The following is a 23,437-nucleotide window of genomic DNA, read 5'->3' on the forward strand; positions in this document are numbered from 1 at the left end:
AAGGTAATATAAACCTCCAAAATTTTCATATAAAACGTTTCGTTGGAGAACTAAGCAACAATGAGCATTGCATCTGTCGCTTCTGTATTTAAAGGTGAGCACGCGGTCGGTTCTAAAGTCACAGTACGTGGCTGGGTCAGAACTCGTCGTGATTCTAAAGCCGGTATTTCTTTTTTAGCTGTCTATGACGGTTCCTGCTTTAATCCGATCCAAGGTGTCGTGCCCAATAGCCTCGAAAATTACGACAACGAAGTGTTAAAGCTAACTGCAGGCTGCTCTGTCGTAATGACAGGCGACGTGGTTGAATCTCCTGGCGCAGGCCAGGCATTTGAGCTACAAGTGACTGAACTTGAAGTCACTGGCTGGGTTGATGATCCAGACACATACCCAATGGCCGCTAAGCGTCATTCGATTGAGCATCTTCGTGAGCTCGCTCACCTGCGTCCACGCACTAACATTATTGGTGCTGTTGCCCGCGTTCGTAACTGTTTATCCCAAGCGATTCACCGTTTCTACCACGAAGAAGGCTTTATTTGGGTTTCTACACCACTTATCACTGCATCAGATTGCGAAGGCGCGGGTGAAATGTTCCGCGTATCGACTTTAGATATGGAAAACCTGCCCCGCACCAGTGAAGGCAAAGTCGATTACGATAAGGATTTCTTCGGTAAAGAGGCTTTCTTAACTGTATCAGGGCAATTAAACGGTGAAACTTACGCCTGTGCACTGTCAAAAATTTATACCTTTGGCCCAACATTCAGAGCAGAAAACTCCAATACTAGCCGTCACTTAGCTGAGTTTTGGATGGTTGAACCCGAAGTTGCCTTCGCGACCTTAAGCGATATCGCAGGTCTTGCCGAAGCGATGCTGAAATACGCCTTCAATGCCGTATTAACCGAGCGTATGGATGATTTACAATTCTTCGCACAGCACGTAGATAAAACGGTTATCGAGCGTTTACAATCTTTTGTGTCGAGTGATTTTGCCCAAGTGGACTACACCGATGCGGTTGATATCCTGCAAAAATGTGGCAAAACCTTTGAATTCCCAGTTTCTTGGGGTATTGACCTTTCTTCTGAGCACGAGCGTTATTTAGCCGAAGAACATTTCAAAGCCCCAGTTGTGGTGAAGAACTATCCAAAGGACATTAAAGCCTTCTATATGCGCTTAAACGAAGACGGCAAAACCGTTGCCGCAATGGACGTATTAGCACCCGGCATTGGTGAAATTATCGGGGGTTCTCAACGTGAAGAACGTTTAGATGTGCTGGATATGCGTTTAGCCGAAATGGATCTGAACAAAGAAGATTACTGGTGGTATCGTGACCTTCGCCGTTATGGCACAGTGCCACACGCGGGCTTTGGTTTAGGTTTTGAGCGTTTAGTGTCTTATGTGACTGGCGTCTCTAACATCCGTGATGTGATCCCCTTCCCACGTGCACCACGTACAGCAAACTTCTAATTCACTTTGATATTACTGGTGAATACTAAAACGCGCTTCGGCGCGTTTTTTATTGCGTTTGAAGTCATCCTAATCACCTGAAAACCTGAAAACCTGATGAGTAATACCGTAGGTAATGAAGCACCCTACAAGATTAGTTACTCTAACTCCGCCGATAAACCATAAAAATCATAGATCGCTTTCACTCGTCCAGAGCGAACCATTTCAATTAAGACGCTATTCAATGACTCAAAAGCAGCAAAATGAGCCGACTTACGTGACATCCCAAAATAGTTGTCAATTTTATTTATTTGCCGATACTGTGCATAGCTAAAATCATGGAAACCAAGACTATTGAGTTGATATTCAATCGAGGCGCGGTCGAGGATAATCATGGTATCAAAACGACCTTTAATAAACATCTTAGCCATATTTTCATCATCAATTGACTCCATTTTATTGATGGCGGTGTCGTCATTAAAACGCTCAAAATAGACGGTTTGGCGTTTGACTCCCACGCTTAATTTATATAAATCCTCATAAACTTGAATGCTCGACTCTTTACCTGCTTTGACCAAAAATAAAATATCCCTCGTTTGTGTCGACACAGGTCCAAGAAAACGGATAAAGGTTTCCCGCTCGGAGGTTTTTATGGTGCGCGGAACAATATCAACCTTACCGACTTGTAAATCATGGAGACTGCGAGCAAAAGGACTAATCGTCCAATGAATGCGATAACCAATTTTCTCTGCAGCCTCCTCGATAATGTCTTTTAAAGGGCTCGACATTGTCATATTACGTTCATCAACGATCATTTCAGGAGGTCGATGGCGAAAGTGAGCGTATAAAACCTTAGGCTCGGCAGTGGCAAAAGTAGGAACTAAAGCGCCATACACAGTAAGACTAACTAGCAAGAGAAGAATTAAATGCCGCTTAAAAAACATACAGATGCATCATGTTGCGTATGAATAAACTTATTATAGTTACCATTTTTAGCATTGCGTTGAGTCGTATCTAAGTTAGCAAGGAGGTCTAAGCTTGTCATCAGCCCGAATATTTACCTCAATGTGGTTTACCACAAGTGATTAATGCGTTAAAAATCACCACTCGGTTAAGGTTCAATACCGCAGAACTTGCACTCATAGGGATAACAAAACTAAGATGGCTACGGCTATTTTATAGGATGATTGACCAACACATGGCTCTCATCTGATCTTGCTCAATTGAGGAATGACAATGTCTAGAATTAACTTACTTTTGCTGTGCGGCGGCGGAAGTGCTGAACACGATATTTCACTAATGTCGGCTAACTATTTTGAATCCTCATTGGCAAAATCCGATCAATTTTCCGTGTTACGGGTAGAACTTGATAAATTGGGTCAATATCGCACCGCGGCAGGCGATGAGTGTGAACTGACGAATAATCGCGAAATCCGTTTTCGCGATGAAACTAAAGCGCCTTGGCCTGTGGACTATGTTATTCCTTGCATCCATGGTTATCCCGGCGAAACAGGTGATATCCAGTCCTATTTCAACCTTATCCAACTGCCCTACTTCGGCTGTGAATCCGAAGCCAGTAGTAATTGTTTTAATAAAATCACCGCCAAAATGTGGTTTTCAGCCCTAGGGATCCCCAATACTCCCTACATTTTTCTACACCAATATGATGATGAGGCGATCAGCCAAGCACAAACTGCCTTGGCTAATTGGGGTTCAATCTTTATTAAAGCCGCGTCGCAAGGATCGTCTGTCGGTTGCTATAAAGTGGATGACAGCAGCAAAGTGGCACAAGTACTCAAAGATGCCTTCGGCTACGCACCCTATGTTGTCGTGGAAAAAACCATTAAAGCCCGTGAATTAGAAGTCGCGGTATACGAATACAATGGTGAGATTGTGGCAACCCTGCCAGGTGAAATTATCTGTGATACCAATACCTTCTACACCTTTGATGAAAAATACGCCAAAAGCAGTAAGGCACGCACCGATGTGGTTGCAAAAGATGTTTCTGTAGAACTCAGTGAACAGATCCGTGCTTATGCTATCAAGGCATTTAAGGGGATGAAGCTGCGTCACCTGTCACGTATCGACTTTTTCTTAACCGCTGAAAATGAAATTTTGCTCAACGAAATCAACACATTCCCTGGTTCGACACCGATTTCAATGTTCCCTAAAATGTTGCAAAACCACGGCCACGACTTTACCGAATATTTAAGCCTAGTGATCAACAACCAGTTATCGGCAAAGGATTAAATCCGTTTTATTGTAGGTTATGTGAAAGAGCGCCAATGGCGCTCTTTTTGATGTTGTCATGCAGTTTAGTTACACATAAATGCGAACACACTAATGTGGCTTAGCTTGCTTAGCCAATAATTCAAAAAATGCGGCCTTAGGCATAGGTTGATAATAGAGGTAACCTTGAATTTCTTGAATGTCATTTGCCATCACAAACTTCAACTGAGCCTCTGTTTCTACCCCTTCAGCAGTCACACTCAAATTTAATGCATGACTTAAGCGCACTATGGCCTCAACCAGAGCCTCGTGGCGTTCGCCTTCTGCTAATCTATCGATAAAGCTTTTATCTATCTTAATTTGATCTATGGGAAAATTCGCTAAATAAGATAAAGAGGAATAACCAGTACCAAAGTCATCTAAGGATATTTTCACACCTCGAGCACGCAGTTCATTGAGCACTTTGATTAAATGTACATGTTGTTTCATCAATAAGGATTCGGTAATTTCCAGCGTGATCAATTCATAGGGAAAATCAACTAAGCCTAATTCTTCAATTATGTCAGCAAAAGAGTCACAAAATGCATCCTGCAACTCATGGGACCAGAACTCAAAAGTAGACACATTCACCGCTAAGCTAATACCCCAACCATGGTCTTGCATCTCCTTAATCGTTTCCATCGCACATCGGCGGACATTTCGACCGATATCAACAATCAATCCACTATTTTCAGCGATGGGAATAAACTCATCTGGAGCAATAAACTGGCCTTCATGTTGCCAGCGTAATAGTACCTCTGCACGCACGATCAACCCCGTTGTCGCATTAACGATTGGCTGATAATAGAGCTCAAAGGCTTGTTGATCTAAGGCTTGCTTTAGCAATGTATGTAAATTCGCTATTCGTTCGGCATTCTGCTGCATTTGCTCAGTAAAGAAATGATACCGATTGCGCCCATTCGCCTTGGAGATATACATGGCTTGATCAGCACAATTAAGCAATTGCTCCAAATTAAGTGCATCCTCAGGGAAACGTGCAATCCCGATACTAACCGAACTGTAAACGCCTTTATCCTTTGATAGCTCATAACGCCGATAGACATTTTTAATGATTTTTTCGGCCAATTGTGAGAGTGCTTTTTGTGTAACAACCCCGGGTAACAGTAAGGCAAACTCATCACCACCTAAACGCGCAAACATTATACTGCTGTCTAAACAGGTTTTTATCTGTCCAACAACCTGTAACAACAACATATCGCCCTTATCGTGCCCATAGGTGTCATTGACTTGCTTAAAGTTATCTAAGTCCATCAGCATAAAACTAAAGCCCGGCGTTAAACAGTCAGAAGTGATTAAGGTTTGGATTTGTCTAAAGAGGGCATTACGATTTGCAAGCCCTGTGAGTGAATCATTATTCGCTTGATACTTAATTAGTTGTGCGGCTTTTTTACGTTCACTGATATCGGAAAATAACCAAGCGAAGCCATTGTAATTGCTGTGAGGCTCACGAAATACCGTTACAGTAAGATCAAGGTAGAAGGTTTCACCATTTCCCCTAAGTCCAACTAATTCCCCTTGCCACATTTTCCCTGCAGATAGGTGCTGAAAAAGCATATCAAGTTCATGGGGTTCTGACTGAGACAAAAAGGTTTTTGGGTGAAAATTAGATGATTCTACTGTTTGTGGTTGTACTATTTGCTTAAATGCTGCATTTGCATATAACACGGCATCGAGGGAATTGGTGATCACAAGTGCTAAAGGCAAGCGATCAAATATTTTCACCGCTAAACGCTGAAACTCCATCGAACGGCTACGTTCAATCGCAAGGCTCGCCAATCTTGCGGCTTCCGATATCAAGGTTAAATCCTGCGGCATAGGTGATTTTATGACGTCATAATACATGGCGAAAGTCCCGAGTACTTTCCCATGATTATCTTTGATGGGTTCAGACCAACAGGATTTAAGGCCCGCACTGAGAGGAATTGCTTTAAACTTTTCCCAAAATGGATGGTGCGCGATATCTTCAACAATAACACGTTCCCCCAAGTAGGCCGCAGTACCACAGGAGCCTACGTCTGGGCCAATTTCAATGCCATGAATTGCTTGGTTATAGTTATCTGGCAAGTGGGGGGCTGCACCAAAAAGTAACCGTTTACCATCATCACTCAACAGTAGGACGGAAGCCTTTGTCCCTATTTTTTGAGCTTCAATTTTAAGGACGAGCGCGTGAAGAATCTCACCTAGAGGCGCACCATTTAACAACATAGATAAAATGCCGCTATAGCAATCTAAGCTAACATCGTGATCTAGTTTAAGTGAGGATTCGAAAAGTCGTCCCATAACATTAGTGCCTTCGTCCATATCTTCCTTCGCCGTGCAATACTGTTAGGCTCAAGTAAAAACATTATAAACTCAGAAGAATTCTAGGCACTAAGGTGCCCCAAAGCAACTCAGCCTTAAATAGACTAAAAGTGCTTTAGAGCAGTATTGAAAGGTGTTTATTCTTGAATTCGTTCAATTTTCGCAAGATAAAAACCATCAAAACCTGTATCGGCAGGGCTTATCGTTTCATCTTCTATCAGACGAAAGTTTGGATTTTCCGCCAAAAATGCATCCACTTGACCACGGTTCTCGCACGGAAAAATAGAACAAGTGGCGTATACAAGGATCCCGCCCACTTTCACCATACGGCTGTAACTGTTCAAAATATGTTTTTGCAGTTCCATCAGAACGGGTAAACGCTCTGCGGTATCACGCCATTTTGCATCAGGGTTACGCTTCAGTACTCCAAGACCCGAACAAGGAACGTCGAGCAACACACGATCGGCACTGAGTTTAAGACGCTTAATGGTTTTACTACTAGCAATTAAGCGCGTTTCAACATTATAAGCCCCATTACGACGGGCACGCTCTTTGAGCTTATCGAGTTTCCATTGCTCCACATCCATAGCTAATAGGCGCCCTTTGCCCTGCATTTGTGCGGCGATGTGTAAGGTCTTACCGCCCGCGCCCGCACAAGCATCGATGACTTTCATACCCGGTTTTGCATCCAGTGCAGCGGCCACGCGCTGAGAACCCGCATCCTGCTGCTCAAACAACCCCTCTTTAAAACTCTGGGTGCGAAATAATGCAGAATCTGAGGTGACTTCTAACGCAGAATTAACTGTATCAACGGGTAGCGTACTCACATATTCTGCAGCAAGTTTTGCCATTAACTCATCACGGGTAACCTTGAGGCCGTTAGCGCGTAAAAAACGCTTAGGCGCAGTGCTTAAGGCTGCGCGCTCCTTTTCCCAAGATTTACCAAGTTGCTCACGGCCCATGGTATCAAGCCATTCTGGACAACCATCCCAAAGCACAAGTTGAGTTTTTGCTTGCTCAATACGCTCAGCCAGACGTTGTTCATCCACGGGTAAGGAATATTGCATCTTAGGTAATGGTAAGTCATGGAATAAATGCCAAGCATTGAGTAGCTTGGAGCCATATCGTTCCATTTCATCAGGACTGATTTCAGCCAAATAACAGTACAGATTTAAGCGCCTAAGAATATCCCCCGTCACCAGCGCAATACGCGCTTGTTCAGCTGGCACCAATTGCAACCCAGAAAAATGCTGAGAATAGGCTCGATCTAAGGGTTTTCCTTGGCTCAACACCATAGTTAAGATACTGATCACTAATTCGTTAGAGCTGGCAGAAAGCGGAGAATTCAACATTTAAAGGTTACCGTGAATGATAAAACCGGAGGATCATAGGAGGTCAAGCCCGAATACGCAAGCATGCTAGTACCGAGTTAAGGCTAAAGCCATAAAAAATCACCCACATTGGCATATTGTCACTTGCGGTCACGGCGATAACGACAAGCTAGGCCGCTAAGATGCGGATGGTTGCTCATCACCGCATAAACAACGACATCAATAGCAAAAACCTGAGCCGGTTTAAGCATTTGTGGCTCTACCCACTCGTGTCTATGGTCCTAGTTGTTACCTAAAAAAGGGGGCTTCACACATAAATAGGCACGCCTAACCACCCGACTACAACATCGTATATCTCTACACTCAACACTCATACCACAATAGGTTGATACAAAATCTCAGGCACCCCACGCTTCTTAAGAAAATATTGCGCCGTCTTTGTTATTTTTTCAGTATGAGAAACTGTTTTCACCTGATAATAACCGCTTAAAATTCGCTTAGTCAGCATGACCGCGAAATCATAATGTTCCTGTTGATAAGGTTCTATTACCTCATTTGTTGGAATTAATTCATTTAGCTCATTCATTTCTAACCAATCCATCGCTTCAGCAAGCCAAAATAGCTTTATGGCAATGGCTAACTCGCATAATGGATGATCCGCAATTGCAATAGGAATCTCATTACCATCATCCCAATTATAATGGTTCAATAAGGAATACAATTCATGTGCTGACGAGATAGTTTTTACAAGGTTTACCGCCTCTTCAACATCCTCGATGTAATAAACAATTCTATCAATAATTTCTGTCATTATATTTAAGTCCTTAATGTTTCAATCAGCCCATTTAACATAGGGTAAAGGAGTGATAAGAACTTAATACAAAGCCCGAAGTAGAAATATCCAAAACATTGAAACTCCTTTTCATTCACCTCCCCCCTGATAAATGGGTTCAACTATTCTCGGCAGATGGTTAAACGGCGCATCGCAAAAATCCCCAGTAATGAAAGTATCAATAGCGATAAGCTGCCACCGCCGCTATAACCTTGTTTATGTTCTATGGTGGCGACGTGCTCTTCCTTAACCCGAGTTTTAAAACGGGCAAGCTCGTCATCTAAATTGACTATCATGTCGTTTACCGCAAGATCAAAGCCCTCGTAGGATTTTTCTCTTAAGGTTGTCGTTACGCCAACAGCGGTTGAACTTTCAGTTAACTGATTAATACCTGGCGCCCTAAATAACATCTTCTGGCTACGCATATCGAAAACGGCGGTATCAACAAAGGTTTGAATCGCATTTTCATTGCCAGGGATTAAATACATGCCCACAATCGTCCAATAAAGAATGGCGGATTTGTTCTCGTGGCTTTGCATCAATTGATCGTAAGACACCAATGCCATCACATCGACATCATGCAAACGCGCAACCTGCTGCAAGGTTTCAAAACCTTTACCATTTTTAAGATAGGTACTTGGGATCACTTCGATACGATCGATATAGTCATATTTGACAAAGGATTTTTTAACTTTATCAAGTAAGGCCATCTGAGTTCGGCTATCAATTGCATCATGTTGCCAATGGGATGATGGCAAAAAAGCGATGCCGACGGTAATCGGTAAACGTAGCACAGGTAAGGATGGCTGCTGGGCTTGGCGACTCTTCTCATCAGGGTATAAATATTCGACTAAGCTACTCGATACCGCATTTTTCTCCGTGGTATTACCGTTAAAAAATGCACTACAGCCACTCAGTGAAAGCATTGCGAATGAGGCTATGCCACAGGCTATTACCTTAAATTTCATTTGTTTCCCTACCGTATCCATACTCTTGCTGTTAATGATGAAAACTGAACCTACAACTAATGCAGATTTTGGGTTACCTTATCCACTCATCAGAGTAAAAACAAGCTGTTATGTTCACATATCACAGTATTAATCTTCTTTGACTAGATTTTAAATACAAAAAAGCCGCACTATAAATGCGGCTAGTCAATAGGTACAACCATTCTGTAAAATACAACTTAAGTCAAAAGTTAAGCGTATTTACGCACTTTTTTAAGGGCGATTTGTTGTTTTAGCATGGATAAATGTTCGATAAATACTTTGCCATGCAAATGGTCGATTTCATGCTGCAACACTATGGCTAAAAACTCATCGGTTTCGATTTCGATAGCTTTGCCCGTTCTGTCTAAGGCGGTCACTTTAACTTTTTCAAAACGTGACACTTTAGCGCGATAACCTGGGATAGACAGACAACCTTCTTCACCAACGAACTCACCTGACTTTTCAACAATCTCAGGATTAATCAGCACTAAAGGCTGGTCGCGACCGTCAGATAAATCGATCACGATAATTGCATCTGTACTGCCGACTTGAGTTGCTGCTAAACCAATACCATCGTCCGTGTGATACATGGTTTCGATTAAATCATCGATAAATCCCTGAACAGCTTCAATATCTTTTACAGGTTGCGCTTTACGTTTAAGGCGCTCATCGGGAATGGTTAGAATATCGAGTACAGCCATGCCAGTTATCTTCTCTCATCGAGTCAAAAAAATTGGCGCTATTATGGACTATTTGACTATTTACACAATATTTCAAGCAAAAATAGTTTAATCGCCAAGATTACAATCGAGTTAGTAGATATACTCAAGCCACCTTAAAAATCAAGTTAAGCGTCCCTAAAATGACTCATACGAGCTAACAGCAAGATTTCGCAACTGAGCTATTTAGCGTTAAACTGGCTAACCTAACACTTTAGCAGGTATGAAATCTTAATAAGGGCACTTGTTCATGTCGCCGTTTTCTAAAGATAAATCTGTGCACTACCCCTATCTGAAACTAGATGAAAAGATTTTAGACACGATACCTATGCAAGTAGTGTCGTCCCCTATGGCGAGAATTTGGCATATTGTTGGTATGATCCCAGAGGGAAAGATCAGCAGCTATGGTAAAATCGCTGATCTTGCAGGCTTACCAGGGCGAGCACGTTATGTATCCAAAGCGCTTAAACTAGCACCAGAGCAGTTATCACTGCCTTGGCATAGAGTACTCAATAGCCATGGCAAAATATCCTTCGAACAAAACTCATCCGCGTTTCAAGAACAGATGGAATTATTACGAATTGAAGGAATAGTAGTGAACCGAGGCAAAGTTAACTTGTCTGAGTTTGAGTGGCGTCCCGATCTAGCAACCTTAGTGATGTCGATGCCATTTTAGTTTAATCTACTGAACTATCATCTGGTTACATAGGTTAATCCCTCGGTTATAACCTAAGTTAACGCAATAAATGCTATCTTTTTAACAATGAAAACTGTGTAAGTAAGATGCGACTCGACACTTTTTTATCCACTGCGGCACATGTTAGCGCCGTCATACAAGGTGAAAACCTGCGACATAAGGAGCATTATTTGCGCACCATAACAGCATTATTAATGAGCATTTCCGCACTCTCCCACAGTGTATTTGCCATGGCACCGCCTACGCCACTCACCCCACAAACTGCTGAATATCAGGTCAATTATGGTGATATTCAATTAGGCAAAGCCAAATACGTACTCCCCAGTGCAGAAAACGGCGTATTTAAGTATCGTTTTGATAGCGATCTTAGCCTTTTGCTACTGACCGATGTCCGCCATGTACTGAGTGAATTTACCCAAGAGGAAGGAAAGCTGACTCCACTACGCTATTTACACCAACGTAAAGGTGTTGGCCCTAATTACACTGAGCAAACCGCCTTTGCTAAAGCACAAGGATTTATCCATACCCGATATAAAGACGAGAAAGGTAAGTTTCCCTATGAGGACGAAATATTCGATCCCCTAATGGTACAACTGCAATTCAGATTGGATATCAGTACAGGCAAAGAAGTGCTCGATTATAAAATGATCAAGGACAACGAGGTGGATGACTATCAATTTCATGTCATAGGTAAAGAGCGAATGACAATAGAAAGTGGCAGTTATGACACGGTAAAAATCGAAGTTGTACGCGATAATAAAAAGCGTCAAACTTTTTTTTGGATGGCACCTGACTTAGCTTATCTTCCTGTTCGTTTATCTCATTTTGAAAAAGGCAGTAAGCAGCTTGATATTAAATTACTCAAATATCATTTCGATGAACAACAAGCTGTTACACCCGAACCAACCGAAACACTTACACCACAAGCAGCACCAAAACTCTTAGGGACAACTGACAAAGGGACGACTGAAAACTAACGGTTTATCTCAATTGCAAAAATTGGGTTAATTCTATAGTGACAAACTCAGTATTGTTAATGCGGAGTTTGTCACCCTCATTATGCGAATAACTTAAAATAAACAGTGCGTTATTGCAGATAATCGCTGAACTGTAACCATGTAAGATAAAACACTTGGCAACATTAGCAATCAACCAATAACTCACCGAATCGAAATAACTTCCAATCGCCAGACTGCATCACATGCCAGTTCTCATTTTCAGTTAATGGCCGAGTGGCAATCACTGTCACGACATCATGGGGGGTTGTTTCTTTATCAAAATCAATCACCACATCGGTATCAATAAGTTTCGCTTTGCCAAACGGCGCGCGGCGCGTGATATAGCACAAGTTGTTGCTGCAATAGCTCATCAAATACTCACCATCGCTTAAGATCATATTAAACACGCCTAAGGTTCGAATTTGTTCGGCTAGAGTCGCAACAAAATGAAATACTGCCAGCATATCTTGGGGTTTAGCATCACCAAACTTTTGGGCAACTTGTTCTAAAATCCAGCAGAAAGCGAGTTCGCTGTCGGTATCGCCCACGCTCTGATAGCGCGAGACTTGAAACATATCCTGATAATCCGTCAATTGACCATTATGAGCATAAGTCCAATAACACCCCCATAGTTCGCGGGTAAAAGGGTGCGTGTTTTCCAAAGACACACAACCGCGATTGGCTTGGCGAATATGGCTTATCACCACTTCACTCTTAATGGGGTAAGATTGGATCAATTTTGCAATATGGGATTCACTGCTCGGGCAAGCATCCTTAAAAGTGCGGCTACCTTTCCCTTCGTAAAAAGTAATACCCCAACCGTCAACATGGGGCCCCGTTACCCCACCACGTTGTGCTAATCCCGTAAAACTAAACACAATATCGGTCGGCACATTGGCACTCATCGCCAGTAATTCACACATATCTCTCGCCTATTTGCTCTCAACTCTCTACGGTTTTGCATTGTAACTAGTTGATGACATTTGTGGAATGATCAGAGCTGACAAAAAATTTAAACAATTGTTTGAAAAATGCTTGTATTAAAATTCTCTTAGGTTTAACTTTTATGCGACACAGGTCTGACCACAAACTATAATTGTGATCGCCATCAATAAAACTCGCTATGACCTGTGGTTGGCACTCGGTCATACTTAAGGAGAATTACAGTGACTACCCTACTTTGGATCATCGCTATGATCTTAGTGTTAGGAGCCCTAGCTTACCTTCGGGTATCTTTGCTCACTGCCACTATCGCAGCCGCTGTTGTGATGACAGCAGGATGGACACTCGATGTTGTCGGCCCTATCTCTTGGATCGTTTTCCTTGTGATTGCCTTGCCACTTAACATCAGTGCATTTAGACAAAATGTAATCAGTCGCCCACTGATGAAGATATATCGTGGCATCATGCCTGAAATGTCTTCTACCGAAAAAGAAGCGATTGAAGCCGGTACCACTTGGTGGGAAGCCGATCTGTTTTCAGGTAACCCGAACTGGAAAAAACTCCATAACTACCCAGTTGCGCGTTTAAGTGCAGATGAGCAAGCCTTCCTCGATGGCCCAGTAGAAGAAGTGTGCCGCATGGTAAACCAACACCAGGTATCACACCAACTCGCTGACTTACCTGCAGAAGTATGGCAATACCTCAAAGATCATGGCTTCTTTGCTATGATCATCAAGAAAAAATACGGCGGTTTAGAGTATTCAGCCTATGCACAATCCCGTGTGTTGCAAAAACTAGCAGGCGTCAGCAGTGAGTTAGCTTCAACTGTTGGTGTACCGAACTCTTTAGGCCCTGGTGAACTATTGCAACATTACGGCACGCCAGAGCAACAAAACCATTATTTACCGCGTTTAGCCAAAGGGTTAGAAGTCCCTTGTTTCGCTCTGACCAGCCCAGAAGCCGGTAGCGATGCAGGCTCGATTCCTGATTTTGGTATCGTGTGTAAAGGTCAATGGGAAGGCGAAGAAGTTCTGGGGATGAAGTTAACCTGGAACAAACGCTATATCACCTTAGCACCGGTTGCCACTGTATTAGGTTTAGCCTTCAAACTGCGCGATCCTGATCATCTACTTGGTGATAAAGAAGAGCTCGGCATTACCTGCGCACTGATCCCAACCGATGTTGAAGGTGTTGAAACGGGTCGTCGTCACTTCCCGCTCAACTGTATGTTCCAAAACGGTCCGACTCGCGGCAACGAAGTATTCGTGCCATTAAGCTTCATCATTGGCGGCCCGAAAATGGCTGGTCAAGGCTGGCGCATGCTGGTGGAATGTTTATCAGTGGGTCGTGGTATCACGCTGCCATCAAACTCAGCGGGTGGCGTGAAAACCGCAGCACTGGCAACGGGTGCCTATGCGCGCATTCGTCGTCAATTCAAACTGCCCATTGGTAAGTTAGAAGGCATTGAAGAGCCAATGGCTCGCATCGGTGGCAACGCCTACCTAATGGATGCGGTCACTTCGCTAACAACGACAGGTATTGATTTAGGAGAAAAACCATCGGTTATCTCTGCAATAGTGAAATACCACTTAACCGATAGAATGCAGAAATGCATCATCGATGCCATGGACATTCATGGCGGTAAAGGCGTATGTCTTGGCCCGAATAACTATTTAGGCCGTGGTTACCAAGCTGCGCCTATCGCGATTACTGTTGAAGGTGCAAACATCCTCACCCGTTCGATGATCATCTACGGCCAAGGCGCGATCCGTTGCCATCCGTACGTGCTTGCCGAAATGGAATCCGCGTTTGATACCCAGTCGGGTCAAGGTTTAGCCAATTTCGATGCGGCAATTTTCGGTCATATTGGTTTTGCGACCAGTAATTTTGTTCGTAGCTTCTGGTTAGGTCTGACATCGAGCCGTTTCTCAAACGCGCCTTACTCAGATAAAACCAAGCGTTATTATCAACATATGAATCGTTTCAGTGCCAACCTTGCCCTACTCTCTGACTTAGCCATGGCAACGTTGGGTGGTAACCTTAAACGTAAAGAACGTATCTCTGCCCGTTTAGGTGACTTATTAAGTCAACTGTATCTGGCATCAGCCACACTGAAACGCTATGAAGATGAAGGCCGTCAAACCGACGACTTGCCATTAGTACAATGGGCCGTTGAAGATGCACTATACAAGCTACAAGCATCTTTAGACGATTTACTGGATAACTTCCCTATGGGTCTTGGCGGCGTATTACGTGTGGTGATGTTCCCATTCGGTCGTCCACTGAAACGCCCAAGCGATGTGTTAGATCATAAAGTCGCTAAGATCATGCAAACACCCTGTGAAAGTCGTGACCGTTTAGGTAAAGGCCAGTTCTGGACTAACTCGGAGCACAATGCTGTAGGTATTCAAGAGCAAACGCTTAAGGATATTCTGGCTGCCGAACCTTTATTTGACAAAGTCTGTAAAGCCAGTGGTAAACGTCTACCCTTTATGTGGTTAGATAAAGTGGCCGCTGAAGGCAAAGCCTTAGGGGTATTGAGCGATAGCGAAATACAACTGTTGGAAAGAGCCGAGATTGGCCGCATGAAGTCAATCAATGTGGATGACTTTGACCCAGCAGAACTGCGTCCAGAAGTAGTTTCTGCTACTTCACAAGAGCGCGCAGCCTAATAACCACATAGGATTGGTTATTACACAAAGAAAGGAGGCTGTATAAGCCTCCTTTCTTTTGTTCATCACTAAACGCTAACGCTTCACTTTGGTCAAGACTCTTTAGTCAAGCATCTTCCCACATTGTAACGGTACAAACCAACCCCTGAAAAATAGAATGTATTTTAACGGGATGATTACAATCAACTCGTCCGGTCTTATCAGCTATTCATTGGTTGAATTGAAAAAGCAGGGAAGAAATCCCCTGCTTTTTACTATCTGTTAATCCCACTGACTACCATAGTAATCGTGCAGATTTTTTCCCCATTCAACATCTGTCATATTCGGCCAATGACCTTTGTCAAAACCTGGCGCCGTTTTTAGTCGTTCTAATGATATGTCCATAACAAAACATTTTTTCTCTGTATTAAGAGTCAGCATTTTCCAAGGTACCGCAAAAAGCTTTTCTCCAAAACCAAAGTAAGTACTGAATGACAGTACCGCATAACCGACACGGCCAGTTCCAACTTCAAGCATAATTTCTTTGATGTCCCCTAAGGTCTCATCAGCATGGTTAACAACACTGTTGCCGATCAGAGTTTCAGCACCCATCAGATATGGACCGGGTCCCTGTGTCGATAATGTCTCGGCGAACTGGGGATTCTTGTAAATACCGTAAATATCGCGATCATGATAATTCATTTTGTTGACCTCTGTAGCGCTGCCCATGGAACTGAGCAACTGGATAAGTGAAGCACCAAATCTTGGGCTCTACTGAACATGTCCGTCAACGGACATTGGTCAAAGTATGCCCCCCTGCAATCACAATCTCTGTTCGGCATACCGCTTATCGGGTCATATGGAGATAACAATGAAACAAGTCAATTCATCACTTCCTATACGTGCGCCAGCGTACCGACATACGGTTTATTAGGGTACAAACTTGATATTACCCGGTGCAAGAATTGCTCCGACATCAGGAAGACTCGCCATGTCAATTGCTACTATATTATTGATTATTTTAATTTTGTTATTTCTCGGCATGCTCCCCACTTGGCCTCATAGCCGCAACTGGGGTTATCGTCCCGGTGGCGTTATAGGCATAGTGCTACTGGTGCTGATTATATTGCTGTTAACCGGTCGCATCAGTTAACAGGCCATTATCATTCTTACTATTTATCAAAAGGATAATCTGATGAAAACAATTAAAGTGTTAAGCATCTTTCTGCTTGCCATTGGGCTAGTCGCCGTCGCCAGTTGCAGCTCCAATTACAACAAAGAAGGCACTGGCGAATATTTCGACGACAGTGTGGTGACGACTAAAGTTAAAGCGGCAATTCTAGGTGAAAAAAGCTTGAGCGTAGCTGAGATTAATGTTGAAACATTTAAAGGTGTGGTTCAGCTCAGCGGATTTGTCAAATCACGCGAAGATATCAATACAGCAGTCAAATTGACAAGCAAAGTCCCTGGTGTCATTTCAGTCAAAAACGATATGCAACTAAAATAACCCTTCATTCCACCTCAACTAGACAGAGAATTATTTAACGTCAATTATTCCGTAGCCCCATTCTGGTGTTACGGATCTTCTTTTTTGCAGCAGATTTTCTGGTGTTAGGCCTGTACCACCAGTGGTAGGAATAGCAATGTCAACAATAATTCAAAACACACTAGCACCAAAGGTTCAGAATCAATTGATCCATCACCTACCCGCTTTAGAGCAAGCTGAATTATTATCACAAGCTAAATTAGTCCAACTTAACTTCGCTGATTTACTGTGTCAGCCAGGGGAGTCATATCAATACGTTTATTTTCCGTTAACGGCATTTATTTCATTGATCGCTAAACTACCAAAACACCCTGCATTAGAAATGGGCTTAATTGGCTATGAAGGCATGCTTGGTGCAACAACGTTGTTGAGCACTCGACAAGTCCCTTCTGAGGCAATTATCCAAGGTTCAGGTAAAGCCTGGCGTATCCCAATTGCAACGTTTGAAGACTTACTTGCTCAAAGTAGCAGTCTGAGACAGATATTGGAAACTTACCTATACCAATTATTATGCCAATTATCACAAAATGCCGTCTGCGCACATTTTCACTCAGTCGAATCTCGGCTTGCACGCTGGCTATTAATGAGTCACGACCGCATACAGACTAATGAGCTGTTTCTCACCCATCAGTTTTTATCTGATATGTTGGGTGTTAGGCGAAGCAGTATTACCGAGGCCGCGGGAGAATTGCAGGCCAGCGGCTGTATTTCATATAACCGTGGGCGGTTATATATCCTCGACAGACAAGGTCTGCTGGCTCGTTGCTGCAGTTGTTATCATTTAATGCGTACTTAACAGTATCTTTTTTACTCAACAAACCAACAAAAATGCCATTATGTGCGCTAGCGTACATAGCATTGATACTTTGCGCTGTAACCTCTATAAACGACACTAAAGCACAAGGACACACTATAAGTCATGGACACACAACAATTAAAAGCGGTGCCAGAACAGGCACTGAAAAAGGCTAATGCCCCCCCGAAAACAACCGGTTACTAAACGACTTACCTGATGAAGTCAAACAGCGTATTTTCCCGCATCTAGAGCTAGTGTCATTAGAGCTTGGTGACGTGGTCTGCGAAGCTGGCTCGAAGCTGCGTTATGTCTATTTTCCACTGGACTCTATTATTTCACTGCTCTATGTGATGGAAAATGGTGCATCTGCTGAAATTGCAGTCGTTGGCAATGATGGCATGGTCGGCGTTGCACTGTTTATGGGGGGAGAAAGCACCACGAGTCGAGCCGTAGTACAAAGCGCTGGCGTTGCCTATCGGTTGTTTGGTCAACGGCTCAAAGACGAATTTAACCGCCATGGTGCTCTGCTCCACCTCTTGCTACGTTATAGCCAAGTATTGCTCACCCAAATGGCCCAAACGGCAGTTTGCAATCGCCACCATAGTATTGAACAGCAACTATGCCGCTGGCTGTTACTCTCTATCGATAGGCTATCGGATGATCGCGTATTGATGACGCAGGAATTAATTGCCAATATGCTTGGCGTACGCCGAGAAGGCGTCACCGATGCTGCAGGAAAACTGCAACGAATGGGAATAATCAATTACAGTCGCGGTAATATTGAGGTACTGAACCGCAAATTGCTGGAGCAAACCTGTTGTGAATGTTACTCAGTCGTTAAGCAGGAGTCAGAACGTCTGATGCCACTAAAAAATGGCACTAAAAAATAGTCAACCTCGCAGGCTATTTCAGTCATACATACTCTAGATAAACTTTACCGTTGTAAAACCCTATTTTACTAAGGTGAAAGTTCAGACTTCAGATAGCAAAGCTGTCTGTGGTACACCCTAAATAAATCGGGCAGTCATCAAAACTAGATACGCAAGGATAGCATGTACTGATACTGCCAATCCCAAACGCCTGCACAACCACCGCAATTCCTTGCACTTATCATCAAACGACTTTCCTTTAAATCCACAAAGTGCCTACATCTAAATGCTAATGCCACGGACTGCATGCGCGCTAACGCACAGACGTTCAATATTTAACAGGTCATTCTGAATATACGGTTCATGCACTCTTGCACTGCACCGGATTACTTGAGGTTTATATGAATAAATTCACTGAACAAAATAAAACCATCGTTAAAGATGAACAGAATACTAAAACCAACAAAGCCAATCCTCCGGTCACCGCTAGCAACAACCAAACTGGCAAAATTATCGCAGGAGATAAAGACAAACAGGAGGTTGGCACGAGCAAAAATACCGAAAATCAGCAAAAAGATGCCTTTAACGGTAAATGGCAAGACCAGATCCAAGCAGCAAAAGGTAATTGGAGCAAAATCAGCGAAACTGAATTGGTTAAATCAAACGGCAATGAAGCCAACCTAAATGAACTCGTGCAAAAGCATTATTCATTGAGCCGAGATGACTCGAGCAAACAGGTAAAAAGCTTTATTGATAAATGTAAATGCTAAACCTTGCGGTTGTACTGAATAACAACCGTATTTAGCTTAGGCCAGTGTCGCTATTGCTGCACTGGTTCTCTTTCTGTTAGGGAGTACCATCATGAATTTATCGTATCGCAAATTTATTTTTACCTTAGCCATCTTACTCACCCTGTCACCACTACAGTCAGCATCAGCCGCTGATACGGCAACGAAAGCAATGGATGATGTACGCCAAGAAAGCCAAATTGCAACAAGTTATGCCCTCAACCCCTATTTACGCGCTAATGATCTAAAAGTCACAGTACAAAAAGGTAAAGCAGTGTTGACAGGTCAAGTGGACGAAAAAATTAGCAAAGAACTCGCGGGTGAAATCGCTCAGGGCGTATCAGGTATTAAAGATGTTGATAACCAGATAGTCGTTGACGCTAATTACATGCCGAAAGCTAACTCAAATGGTTTTGGTGACAAAATTGATGATGCCAATATCTCGGCCGCTATTCGCTCTAAATTGCAATGGAATAAAGATGTCGATGACGTCGGCACAGAAGTCATGACTAAATCCGGACGAGTCACGCTAAATGGCACTGTAAACAACCAGAATGCAAAAGACATTACTCATCGATTGGCACTCAATACTCGCGGCGTAAAATCAGTCACCAATAATTTGAAAATTCAAAGCGCAACGGTAAGCAAAGACGAAAAAGCAAAACTGAAAAATGAAACAGAAAGTCTCAATATTTCAGATAGTTGGATAACAGCCAAAGTAAAATCCAGCTTTATGTATTCAAGCAATATTAATGGCTCTGACATTGATGTCAGCACCAATAACGGCATAGTAACACTGACAGGTAAAGTTGCCAGCGGCAGTGAACAATCATTAGCTGTTGAAACAGCACAGAATATCCGTGGTGTTAAAAGTGTCACATCCAAAGCATTAACATTCTAATCAATATCGACACTCTCAAAAATAGTGCTATTCACCAATATGATTAACGGTGAATCGTTGGATAACTGACGTTAGAACCACACTCGGTAGTTTGTGTCTTGTAAAGGAGTTACAAATGAACATCAAAAAAAATCAACAACCACAACCGTTATCAATCAGTCTGCTACGAGCAAAGCACTTTTTATTAGCAGGCTTCATTGCTATAGCGATTAGCGGCTGCAGTTCATCCCCTTTGGCTAAAACGGCAGAAATGGAACGTGCAGAACGAACCATTGCTCGTGTCGAACAAGCAAGAGCGGGTCAATATGCATCAAATGAACTTGCACAGGCTAGGCAGAAACTGCAAGCCGCAAACAGTGCATTGTTAAAAAAGGATACCGTCAACGCCGATCGTTATGCCATTGAGGCAAGCCTTGACGCAGAGCTTGCGCTAGCCCGTGCTGAACTGGCACAAGCCAACAGCGTCAATGATGAAATGAAAAACAACATCAGCATTCTGCAACAAGAAATGTTGCGCCGCACAAAAGGAATTCAGCAATGAAAATGCCTAAAGCTTCGTCGGTTTCCCCCTTGCGTTTTAGCCGTCAATTGCTGTCATATAGCCTGCTGCTGACCACAGTAGCAGCCTGCAGCAGCGCACCTAAGATGGCTGAAGGCATCAGCGATATACGTACAGAACTTAACACTCTGCAAGCAAATAATGAGCTGGCAATCCTCGCACCTGCTGCAATCAGTCAAGCCGAAGAAGCGGTACGTGCCGCTGAGCAACCAGTAAAAAACGAGCAACTATCACAACATCTCGTGTTTGTTGCTGACCGAAAAGTCAACATTGCCTTAGCCCAAGCGCAAAGTCGCTTTGCAGAGGATCAGCAAAAGGTTCTCGCAAAAAACCGTGATGATGCCAGACTCGATGCAAGGACGACAGAGGCCAATCAAGCGCATCAGGATGCGCGCCTAGCCCGTGCTGATGCAGCAGATGCTCGCCAGGAAAGCGATGATGCACAAGCACAGCTTGCTCTACTTAATGCCCGAGAGTCAGAACGTGGTTGGGTTGTAACCTTGGGCGATGTCTTATTCGATACTGGAAAAGCCAATCTTAAGTCATCGACGAGTCAGCATCTCACAAACCTAGCAGCCTTTCTGGGTAAATATCCACAACGTGGCGCCATCATTGAAGGGTATACCGATAGCGTAGGTACTGAGGAGTACAACCTTGGCCTATCGGAGCGAAGGGCTGATAGTGTTAGCAATTTTCTGCAGGCACAAGGAGTTCAATCCAGTCGACTCAGCAGCCAAGGTAAAGGTGAAAGCTTTCCGGTTGCAAATAATGAGTCCGCTAGTGGTCGCCAGCAAAACCGTCGAGTTGAAGTGATTATTACCAACGCACCGCAGGCACAACGATAAATCTTGCTCGATGATTTATCGTTGAAGTTTAGGATAACGTAATAAAAATAAGTACAATAGAAAAGCAAAAAGCCCCATCTTTCGATGGGGCTTTTGCAATTTGGCGGAGCGGACGGGACTCGAACCCGCGACCCCCGGCGTGACAGGCCGGTATTCTAACCAACTGAACTACCGCTCCAAATTCTTCCGTATCCATTATCTGACGAGTATCGAACCCGCTAACCCCGACGTGACAGGCCGCCGATGTCAAAACGATAGTCTAACCAACTTAACTACCGTTCCATAGCTATAATAATGTCGCATTATAGACTATTTTCAAATACTTGACTGGCGGAGCGGACGGGACTCGAACCCGCGACCCCCGGCGTGACAGGCCGGTATTCTAACCAACTGAACTACCGCTCCACTCAAGTTGCACAGCATAATACGGATGGGTTTAACGAGCGTCAACCGTTTTTTTCACACTCTGAGATCGTTTAGTTAAAAATTCGCCACACTGACTGAAACCATCTGATTTAAGAGTAAAATATTACGTCATTACAATATTTCAGCCGCTACAGATTAAAATTCAACTAACGCTCCTTACTATCAAATTCATCCGGCATAGTAAGATCAATTTCATCGAAGGATGGCATCGCTGATTTATTCTCCGTTGCTTCATCTAAAAGACGCTGCTCTGCGGCGGCCAGTGCTTGAGCAAGGCTTTGACGTTTACGCCATACAACCAATGCCACAATTCCTAAAACCAGTAAGACTGCATTAATGGTAATAATCCAAAAGATGGCATCCTTTTTTGCAAGAGCTTCTTCTTCTGCCGCTTGTTGTGCGGCCACAGCCGCAAGTTCTTCAGCACTCGGGGGAGGCTCTGGCGGCTGAACTAAATTGAAAAAGAGTTCTGGTAGATCAATCACTATCTCCCGCCCTGTTACTGTGGTTGTCGCCACAAAACCTTTAATGCGGTAACTACCAAATTCAGACACTGGCGGTAATGGCAACTCAGTATCAGGCTCTGTTAACCCGTTGAGTATAATGGGCAGCTGCAATCCCGCAGGCCCGACTAACTCAAATGAAAAGTGTGTCTCTGCCAACTGTAGGACACTGTTATCGGCATGAAGCATAATTTTCCATTGACCCGTTAAAGGATCATCAGGAATGAGCACTTCGGCATTAATAGGTCGTGGCGACAGCTTAAAAGGAAATGAAACTTGGCGCTCAAACACGTTATTACGTGCTTTAACCACAAAATCATATTCTCCCCATGGTTGCTTAATATTGATATTACTGGTGAAAATGCCATCGTCAGGCTTTTCATCAAAACTCTCACCGTTATCTTTATAGGAACCAACAATAATATCCCCAACGGCAAAGTTTTCATCACCTGCACGATGCTTACTCACAAAATGCGCTGTCCATTCCACTAAATAATCTAAACCAGGCATACGAACACGCTCGGCATCACCCATCAGTTGAGCAATGATCTTAATTTGTTCGCCTTGAAATAGCGGCTGCGGCAGTGCTTGCACTTCAATTTCAAGCTTGGAGATTTTCTTAATGGTTGAAGTCGGCACCACTTTCCCCAACAGTTGCCATGGGCCCACTGGCGGAGATTCAATATGAATGATGTCACCTGTAATACCATCAACCCATTTTACCGTCTCAGGGTGACGATTGGCATACCATTTACTGCCATCTGGCAACACTATGACCACAGGCGCTGAACCATACTCACGCTCAATCAATAGCATCATACTGCTAACCATGTGATCGACTCTAAAGCGATTTTTAAGCTCAGATGCCGTTTCTAATGGCACCACTTTAATCATCGGTGTTGAAGACTTCTCCGGTGCTGGCGGGTTAGCAGCCCAAGCGTTGGAGCCAAGCAATAAAGTGCCGAGCATTAAAACAGTGTTGAATAGGGGCGTAGGAAGCGAAATCGTCATAACA

General features: G+C 43.5%; 22 protein-coding genes, 2 tRNA genes and 1 pseudogene. 13 read left to right on the forward strand and 12 right to left on the reverse strand.

Going from position 1 to position 23,437, the window contains the following annotated elements; translation table 11 throughout:
* The first annotated feature begins 60 nt into the window (after positions 1 to 60).
* Positions 61 to 1,461, forward strand: coding sequence for an asparagine--tRNA ligase (asnS, locus tag SPUTW3181_RS11580; RefSeq protein WP_011789513.1), 1,401 nt, complete (start codon positions 61 to 63; stop codon positions 1,459 to 1,461).
* 137 nt (positions 1,462 to 1,598) lie between these two features.
* Here asnS and SPUTW3181_RS11585 read toward each other — a convergent pair whose 3' ends face one another.
* On the reverse strand, positions 1,599 to 2,384 hold the full coding sequence (locus tag SPUTW3181_RS11585) for a substrate-binding periplasmic protein (protein WP_011789514.1): 786 nt from the start codon (positions 2,382 to 2,384) through the stop codon (positions 1,599 to 1,601).
* Between the two features lie 292 nt (positions 2,385 to 2,676).
* Between SPUTW3181_RS11585 and SPUTW3181_RS11590 the strand changes: the two genes are divergently transcribed.
* Entirely contained in the window at positions 2,677 to 3,690 is a 1,014-nt protein-coding gene (locus tag SPUTW3181_RS11590; protein WP_011789515.1) for a D-alanine--D-alanine ligase, read from the forward strand.
* A gap of 90 nt (positions 3,691 to 3,780) precedes the next feature.
* Here SPUTW3181_RS11590 and SPUTW3181_RS11595 read toward each other — a convergent pair whose 3' ends face one another.
* The 6 genes and pseudogenes from SPUTW3181_RS11595 to def all read right to left on the reverse strand — a co-directional run bounded on the left by SPUTW3181_RS11595 (position 3,781) and on the right by def (position 9,883).
* Positions 3,781 to 6,030, reverse strand: coding sequence for an EAL domain-containing protein (locus SPUTW3181_RS11595; RefSeq protein ID WP_011789516.1), 2,250 nt, complete (start codon positions 6,028 to 6,030; stop codon positions 3,781 to 3,783).
* 137 nt (positions 6,031 to 6,167) lie between these two features.
* Complete coding sequence (locus SPUTW3181_RS11600; RefSeq protein WP_011789517.1) at positions 6,168 to 7,382, reverse strand: RsmB/NOP family class I SAM-dependent RNA methyltransferase; 1,215 nt, start codon at positions 7,380 to 7,382, stop codon at positions 6,168 to 6,170.
* A gap of 158 nt (positions 7,383 to 7,540) precedes the next feature.
* Positions 7,541 to 7,735, reverse strand: a pseudogene (locus SPUTW3181_RS22140) (hypothetical protein); the annotation flags it as partial.
* Positions 7,732 to 8,172: a DUF4274 domain-containing protein gene (locus tag SPUTW3181_RS11605; RefSeq protein WP_011789518.1), complete on the reverse strand. Its 441-nt coding sequence runs from the start codon at positions 8,170 to 8,172 to the stop codon at positions 7,732 to 7,734. The gene SPUTW3181_RS11605 and the pseudogene SPUTW3181_RS22140, both read right to left, overlap by 4 nt.
* A 143-nt stretch (positions 8,173 to 8,315) precedes the next feature.
* Positions 8,316 to 9,161 (reverse strand): rhombotarget lipoprotein, encoded by an 846-nt coding sequence (rhlP, locus tag SPUTW3181_RS11610; RefSeq protein ID WP_011789519.1) that lies wholly within the window; start codon positions 9,159 to 9,161, stop codon positions 8,316 to 8,318.
* Between the two features lie 230 nt (positions 9,162 to 9,391).
* Positions 9,392 to 9,883 (reverse strand): peptide deformylase, encoded by a 492-nt coding sequence (def, locus tag SPUTW3181_RS11615; protein WP_011789520.1) that lies wholly within the window; start codon positions 9,881 to 9,883, stop codon positions 9,392 to 9,394.
* A gap of 268 nt (positions 9,884 to 10,151) precedes the next feature.
* Here def and SPUTW3181_RS11620 point away from each other — a divergent pair, with 268 nt between their 5' ends.
* Positions 10,152 to 10,577: an MGMT family protein gene (locus SPUTW3181_RS11620; RefSeq protein ID WP_011789521.1), complete on the forward strand. Its 426-nt coding sequence runs from the start codon at positions 10,152 to 10,154 to the stop codon at positions 10,575 to 10,577.
* A gap of 191 nt (positions 10,578 to 10,768) precedes the next feature.
* Positions 10,769 to 11,575, forward strand: coding sequence for a DUF3108 domain-containing protein (locus SPUTW3181_RS11625; RefSeq protein ID WP_082785958.1), 807 nt, complete (start codon positions 10,769 to 10,771; stop codon positions 11,573 to 11,575).
* A gap of 164 nt (positions 11,576 to 11,739) precedes the next feature.
* On the opposite strand, the gene SPUTW3181_RS11630 is transcribed toward SPUTW3181_RS11625, so the two are convergent.
* Positions 11,740 to 12,519, reverse strand: coding sequence for a class II glutamine amidotransferase (locus tag SPUTW3181_RS11630; protein WP_011789523.1), 780 nt, complete (start codon positions 12,517 to 12,519; stop codon positions 11,740 to 11,742).
* A 243-nt stretch (positions 12,520 to 12,762) separates the two neighbouring features.
* On the opposite strand from SPUTW3181_RS11630, the gene fadE reads away from it, so the two are divergent.
* Positions 12,763 to 15,210 carry an acyl-CoA dehydrogenase FadE gene (fadE, locus tag SPUTW3181_RS11635; RefSeq protein ID WP_011789524.1) on the forward strand — a complete coding sequence of 816 codons (2,448 nt, stop codon included), beginning with the start codon at positions 12,763 to 12,765 and terminating at the stop codon, positions 15,208 to 15,210.
* Positions 15,211 to 15,471: 261 nt separating this feature from the next.
* Here fadE and SPUTW3181_RS11640 read toward each other — a convergent pair whose 3' ends face one another.
* Positions 15,472 to 15,891, reverse strand: coding sequence for a PRC-barrel domain-containing protein (locus SPUTW3181_RS11640; RefSeq protein ID WP_011789525.1), 420 nt, complete (start codon positions 15,889 to 15,891; stop codon positions 15,472 to 15,474).
* 289 nt (positions 15,892 to 16,180) lie between these two features.
* Between SPUTW3181_RS11640 and SPUTW3181_RS21590 the strand changes: the two genes are divergently transcribed.
* From SPUTW3181_RS21590 to SPUTW3181_RS11675, 8 genes are all read left to right on the forward strand, one after another.
* The gene (locus SPUTW3181_RS21590; protein WP_011789526.1) at positions 16,181 to 16,342 is read left to right on the forward strand and encodes a DUF3309 family protein; all 162 of its coding nucleotides are present in this window, start codon (positions 16,181 to 16,183) and stop codon (positions 16,340 to 16,342) included.
* Positions 16,343 to 16,384: 42 nt separating this feature from the next.
* A complete protein-coding gene (locus tag SPUTW3181_RS11645; protein WP_011789527.1) occupies positions 16,385 to 16,696 on the forward strand; it encodes a BON domain-containing protein in 312 nt (103 codons plus the stop codon).
* A 136-nt stretch (positions 16,697 to 16,832) separates the two neighbouring features.
* The gene (locus SPUTW3181_RS11650) at positions 16,833 to 17,531 is read left to right on the forward strand and encodes a Crp/Fnr family transcriptional regulator (RefSeq protein ID WP_011789528.1); all 699 of its coding nucleotides are present in this window, start codon (positions 16,833 to 16,835) and stop codon (positions 17,529 to 17,531) included.
* Positions 17,532 to 17,764: 233 nt separating this feature from the next.
* The gene (locus tag SPUTW3181_RS11655) at positions 17,765 to 18,421 is read left to right on the forward strand and encodes a Crp/Fnr family transcriptional regulator (RefSeq protein ID WP_198133646.1); all 657 of its coding nucleotides are present in this window, start codon (positions 17,765 to 17,767) and stop codon (positions 18,419 to 18,421) included.
* 380 nt (positions 18,422 to 18,801) lie between these two features.
* Positions 18,802 to 19,170: a hypothetical protein gene (locus tag SPUTW3181_RS11660; protein ID WP_011789530.1), complete on the forward strand. Its 369-nt coding sequence runs from the start codon at positions 18,802 to 18,804 to the stop codon at positions 19,168 to 19,170.
* Between the two features lie 91 nt (positions 19,171 to 19,261).
* Complete coding sequence (locus tag SPUTW3181_RS11665) at positions 19,262 to 20,089, forward strand: BON domain-containing protein (RefSeq protein ID WP_011789531.1); 828 nt, start codon at positions 19,262 to 19,264, stop codon at positions 20,087 to 20,089.
* 115 nt (positions 20,090 to 20,204) lie between these two features.
* A complete protein-coding gene (locus SPUTW3181_RS11670) occupies positions 20,205 to 20,630 on the forward strand; it encodes a DUF4398 domain-containing protein (protein ID WP_011789532.1) in 426 nt (141 codons plus the stop codon).
* Positions 20,627 to 21,493 (forward strand): OmpA family protein, encoded by an 867-nt coding sequence (locus SPUTW3181_RS11675; RefSeq protein WP_011789533.1) that lies wholly within the window; start codon positions 20,627 to 20,629, stop codon positions 21,491 to 21,493. Before SPUTW3181_RS11670 ends, SPUTW3181_RS11675 begins: the two co-directional genes overlap by 4 nt.
* A gap of 101 nt (positions 21,494 to 21,594) precedes the next feature.
* Here the strand turns inward: SPUTW3181_RS11675 and SPUTW3181_RS11680 are convergent.
* The 3 genes from SPUTW3181_RS11680 to SPUTW3181_RS11690 form a co-directional block, all read right to left on the reverse strand.
* Positions 21,595 to 21,671: transfer RNA gene (locus SPUTW3181_RS11680), tRNA-Asp, on the reverse strand.
* A 150-nt stretch (positions 21,672 to 21,821) separates the two neighbouring features.
* Positions 21,822 to 21,898, reverse strand: a tRNA-Asp gene (locus SPUTW3181_RS11685).
* Positions 21,899 to 22,065: 167 nt separating this feature from the next.
* Entirely contained in the window at positions 22,066 to 23,433 is a 1,368-nt protein-coding gene (locus tag SPUTW3181_RS11690; protein WP_011789534.1) for a TIGR03503 family protein, read from the reverse strand.
* Between the last annotated feature and the right edge of the window lie 4 nt (positions 23,434 to 23,437).

This window comes from Shewanella sp. W3-18-1, from assembly GCF_000015185.1.
GTDB classification, from domain to species: domain Bacteria; phylum Pseudomonadota; class Gammaproteobacteria; order Enterobacterales; family Shewanellaceae; genus Shewanella; species Shewanella putrefaciens.

What these genes read in the sequence shown, in the direction of transcription:
- SPUTW3181_RS11630 (WP_011789523.1), bottom strand. Translation starts at nt 12,519, where the DNA reads ATGTGTGAATTACTGGCGATGAGTGCCAATGTGCCGACCGATATTGTG.
- asnS (WP_011789513.1), top strand. Translation starts at nt 61, where the DNA reads ATGAGCATTGCATCTGTCGCTTCTGTATTTAAAGGTGAGCACGCGGTC.
- SPUTW3181_RS11650 (WP_011789528.1), top strand. Translation starts at nt 16,833, where the DNA reads ATGTCAACAATAATTCAAAACACACTAGCACCAAAGGTTCAGAATCAA.
- SPUTW3181_RS11665 (WP_011789531.1), top strand. Translation starts at nt 19,262, where the DNA reads ATGAATTTATCGTATCGCAAATTTATTTTTACCTTAGCCATCTTACTC.
- SPUTW3181_RS11670 (WP_011789532.1), top strand. Translation starts at nt 20,205, where the DNA reads ATGAACATCAAAAAAAATCAACAACCACAACCGTTATCAATCAGTCTG.
- SPUTW3181_RS11605 (WP_011789518.1), bottom strand. Translation starts at nt 8,172, where the DNA reads ATGACAGAAATTATTGATAGAATTGTTTATTACATCGAGGATGTTGAA.
- SPUTW3181_RS11690 (WP_011789534.1), bottom strand. Translation starts at nt 23,433, where the DNA reads ATGACGATTTCGCTTCCTACGCCCCTATTCAACACTGTTTTAATGCTC.
- rhlP (WP_011789519.1), bottom strand. Translation starts at nt 9,161, where the DNA reads ATGAAATTTAAGGTAATAGCCTGTGGCATAGCCTCATTCGCAATGCTT.
- SPUTW3181_RS11585 (WP_011789514.1), bottom strand. Translation starts at nt 2,384, where the DNA reads ATGTTTTTTAAGCGGCATTTAATTCTTCTCTTGCTAGTTAGTCTTACT.
- SPUTW3181_RS11640 (WP_011789525.1), bottom strand. Translation starts at nt 15,891, where the DNA reads ATGAATTATCATGATCGCGATATTTACGGTATTTACAAGAATCCCCAG.
- SPUTW3181_RS11645 (WP_011789527.1), top strand. Translation starts at nt 16,385, where the DNA reads ATGAAAACAATTAAAGTGTTAAGCATCTTTCTGCTTGCCATTGGGCTA.
- SPUTW3181_RS11620 (WP_011789521.1), top strand. Translation starts at nt 10,152, where the DNA reads ATGTCGCCGTTTTCTAAAGATAAATCTGTGCACTACCCCTATCTGAAA.
- SPUTW3181_RS21590 (WP_011789526.1), top strand. Translation starts at nt 16,181, where the DNA reads ATGTCAATTGCTACTATATTATTGATTATTTTAATTTTGTTATTTCTC.
- SPUTW3181_RS11590 (WP_011789515.1), top strand. Translation starts at nt 2,677, where the DNA reads ATGTCTAGAATTAACTTACTTTTGCTGTGCGGCGGCGGAAGTGCTGAA.
- SPUTW3181_RS11675 (WP_011789533.1), top strand. Translation starts at nt 20,627, where the DNA reads ATGAAAATGCCTAAAGCTTCGTCGGTTTCCCCCTTGCGTTTTAGCCGT.
- SPUTW3181_RS11660 (WP_011789530.1), top strand. Translation starts at nt 18,802, where the DNA reads ATGAATAAATTCACTGAACAAAATAAAACCATCGTTAAAGATGAACAG.
- SPUTW3181_RS11595 (WP_011789516.1), bottom strand. Translation starts at nt 6,030, where the DNA reads ATGGACGAAGGCACTAATGTTATGGGACGACTTTTCGAATCCTCACTT.
- def (WP_011789520.1), bottom strand. Translation starts at nt 9,883, where the DNA reads ATGGCTGTACTCGATATTCTAACCATTCCCGATGAGCGCCTTAAACGT.
- SPUTW3181_RS11600 (WP_011789517.1), bottom strand. Translation starts at nt 7,382, where the DNA reads ATGTTGAATTCTCCGCTTTCTGCCAGCTCTAACGAATTAGTGATCAGT.